Origin of the sequence: Ilumatobacter sp. (assembly GCF_049588435.1) — a bacterium.
Lineage (GTDB): Bacteria > Actinomycetota > Acidimicrobiia > Acidimicrobiales > Ilumatobacteraceae > Ilumatobacter_A.
Genome location: NZ_JBAVYV010000143.1, coordinates 1 through 2836, shown reverse-complemented (window position 1 = coordinate 2836; position 2836 = coordinate 1). Strand labels below are relative to the sequence as shown.

At 66.0% G+C, this 2836-nt stretch carries 4 protein-coding genes; 3 read left to right on the top strand and 1 reads right to left on the bottom strand.

Annotated features, from left to right (window positions below):
* Positions 1 to 423, top strand: a 423-nt coding sequence (locus WBV89_RS05460; RefSeq protein ID WP_423980326.1) for a hypothetical protein, incomplete at its 5' end; no start/stop codon positions are given.
* Between the two features lie 44 nt (positions 424 to 467).
* Here WBV89_RS05460 and WBV89_RS05455 read toward each other — a convergent pair.
* Positions 468 to 854, bottom strand: a complete 387-nt coding sequence (locus WBV89_RS05455) for a hypothetical protein (protein ID WP_423980325.1) — start codon at positions 852 to 854, stop codon at positions 468 to 470.
* A 70-nt stretch (positions 855 to 924) separates the two neighbouring features.
* On the opposite strand from WBV89_RS05455, the gene WBV89_RS05450 reads away from it, so the two are divergent.
* Positions 925 to 1752 (top strand): maleylpyruvate isomerase family mycothiol-dependent enzyme, encoded by an 828-nt coding sequence (locus WBV89_RS05450; protein WP_423980324.1) that lies wholly within the window; start codon positions 925 to 927, stop codon positions 1750 to 1752.
* On the top strand, positions 1730 to 2638 hold the full coding sequence (locus WBV89_RS05445) for a diacylglycerol/lipid kinase family protein (protein WP_423980323.1): 909 nt from the start codon (positions 1730 to 1732) through the stop codon (positions 2636 to 2638). Before WBV89_RS05450 ends, WBV89_RS05445 begins: the two co-directional genes overlap by 23 nt.
* Positions 2639 to 2836 lie beyond the last annotated feature (198 nt).

Here is a 2836-nt window from a genome sequence, read left to right as displayed (position 1 = left end):
ATCGCAGTGTTTGCGATCGCCGCCGTGGTGGTCGGGCGAGAGGCACACCGACTCGATGCGGTGGCGCCCCGTGCCGTGTACCGCCTCGACGAGGCGACCGACTTCGTCTGTGATCGGCTCCCGGTCGAGAGTCAGGCCCGCCTGACCCCCGGTGAGGTCGAGCAGCTGTTGATGTTCCACATGCAGTGGCTCCACGCACAGGGTCTGCAACCCGACAAGGTGGTCGATCAGCGCCAGGCGATCGACGAACAGGTCATCGTCACCGAGGACGCGCTCACCGCGTATCTGATCGGCGAGTCCGAGCGCAACGACGTCGATCTACTCGACGACGTCGACGCGGTCAACGTCGTCGAAGCACACCTCGCGTACTTCGAGGCGATCGGCGCGGTCGGACCCCAGGCTCCGCTCGACGACGTGCTCTGACCGATTGCCGACCGCGATCGCAGGCGTCCGGCGCGAGTCGTCGCTCAGTGCTGATGGCTGTCCGGCATGCCCAGTCGTTCGAGGGTGTCGTTCTCGAAGTCGAACTGGATCAACACGACCGGTTCATCACCGATCACCCATGAGTCGTGACCCGGTTCGATGCAGACAGCCTGTGGCGCGACGAAATCGAACGTGCAACCGTCCGGATACTCGCCGGCGAGACGACCCTGGGCGATGAAGCCGACGTGGGCATGCATGCAGAAGTCGGTGCCGACGTGCGGTTTGACGTGCTCCGACCAACGTCCTCCGACTCCGTAGACGAGTCGTTTGATCCGGACCGGACCGGCGGACATCACGTCGATCTCCATGCCGGCGAAGCTCTGGTGGGTTGCGCCCTCGATCGGGCCCATGACCGTGTCGGGTTCACTCATGTCCCAACACTACGACGCTCACGGAAGGTCGGTTCACAGATGATCGGCGCCGACGTGCTCTGATGGGGCGATGACCACGATCGTCCCGAAGGACCGAACCATCGCCGCACTGAGCGAGGTGTGGGCATCGACCACCGATCTGCTCGTCGGGTTGGATCAGGGACAGTGGTCGCTCCCGTCACCGCTGCCCGGGTGGAGCGTGCAGGACAACGTCGCCCACATGGTCGGCACCGAAGCGATGCTGCTCGGTATCGCGAACCCCGAGGTCGACATCGATCGCGACGCGTTGACTCATGTGCGCAACGACATCGGCGCGTTCAACGAGGTGTGGGTCGAGCACCTGCGCGCGAAGCCGCCGCACGAGGTGCTGTCGCTGTTCGAGGAGTACACCGGAGCTCGCCTGGCGGTATTGGCATCGATGACGGCGGATGAGTGGGACGCTGAGTCCTTCACCCCGGCGGGCCCGGACAGCTACGGACGGTTCATGCAGATCCGGGTCTTCGACTGCTGGCTGCACGAACAGGACATCCGTGACGCGGTCGGGCGGGCGGGTCACCAATCCGGCCTCGCCGTCGACGTCACCCTCAACGAGATGTCGATGGCGATGGGCTTCGTGATCGGCAAGCGTGCAGGAGTGGTCGAGGGTCAGTCGGTCACGTTCGCGCTGACCGATCACGGGTCGATCGTTCGCACGATCCACGTCGCGGTCGAAGGCCGAGCAGCGGTGGTGCCCGATCTGGATGGAACAGCGACGGCCACCATCACGTTGCCTGTCGGGGTGATGACCCGCCGCTGCGCTGGACGAGTTGCTGCCCACGAAGTGCGCGACCAGATCGAGTTGGCCGGCGACATCGAACTGGGCGAGGCGGTGCTGGGTGCGCTCAGCTACACGATCTGAACCGTCGATCGACCAGCGTCGGGTCGTCGTCATCGCTCGTCCCGACGATCCTGACGCCGACGCGTTCGTCGAGAAGTTCGACGGCACCGATGTCGACGTCGAACTCCACCGGACCGAGTCGCCGGACGAGCTCGGTGAGGTCGTGGGTCGGGCGGTCGAGAGCGGGGTCGACGCGATTGCTGCGGTCGGTGGCGACGGTGCGCTGAACCTCGTTGCGGAAGCGCTCGCAGCACGGGAATCCTCGATCCCGGTCGTCTCCGTGCGCGGTGGCACCGTCAACCTGATGGCGCAGGTCCTCGGACTCGACACGATCGACCTGGCGGTGGAAGCGGTGCTGTCCGGCCGAACCCGTGTGATCGATCTCGGCGAGACCGAGCAGGGCGTGTTCGTGATGAATGCCTCGATGGGCTACGACGCGGCGGTGATCGCCGACGCGGCCGACCACAGCGACGCGAGGTTCGGGCGGCTGCGGTTCATGGTCGAGGGGATGCGGCGGCTCGTGCGTGACTCGCCCAGACACGTCACGGTCGGGGTCGACGGCGCGGATCTGTACGCCGGTCAGGCGATGAGCGTGATCGTGTTCAACGTGGGCAACCGGGTGTCGGACGGGTTCGCAGTTGCCCCCGAGGCCTCGCTCGATGACGGGCTGCTCGACGTGGCCGTCGTGCGGGTCGCCAGCCTGCGGCGGATGATCGTGACGGTCGGACGCCTCGCACTCGGTCGTGAGGTTCCCCGCGATGACGTCGTACGCGCCCAGGGGGAACGCATCGAGGTCGCGTGGGCCCGTCGGGTCGAGAGCCAGCGCGACGGCGACGCGGATGGTGACGTCACCCGGCTCACCGCACGAGTTCTTCCCGCCGCTTTGCACATCCACCACCGCGCGTGAACCTCGCCAACCACGGCTTGCCTCGCTGCTGATCGATCCATCGGAGCGGTGTGGACATCGGCGGTCAGGGCGCCGAGCACCTCGGTGCGAGCGTTACTTACCGATTTCTTTGACGAAGACTTGCGACGGCGCGTGAGGGATGACTACTCTACGTCGGATATCAGGGCTGTATGGATGCGCTGCGACCGCAGCCTCTGT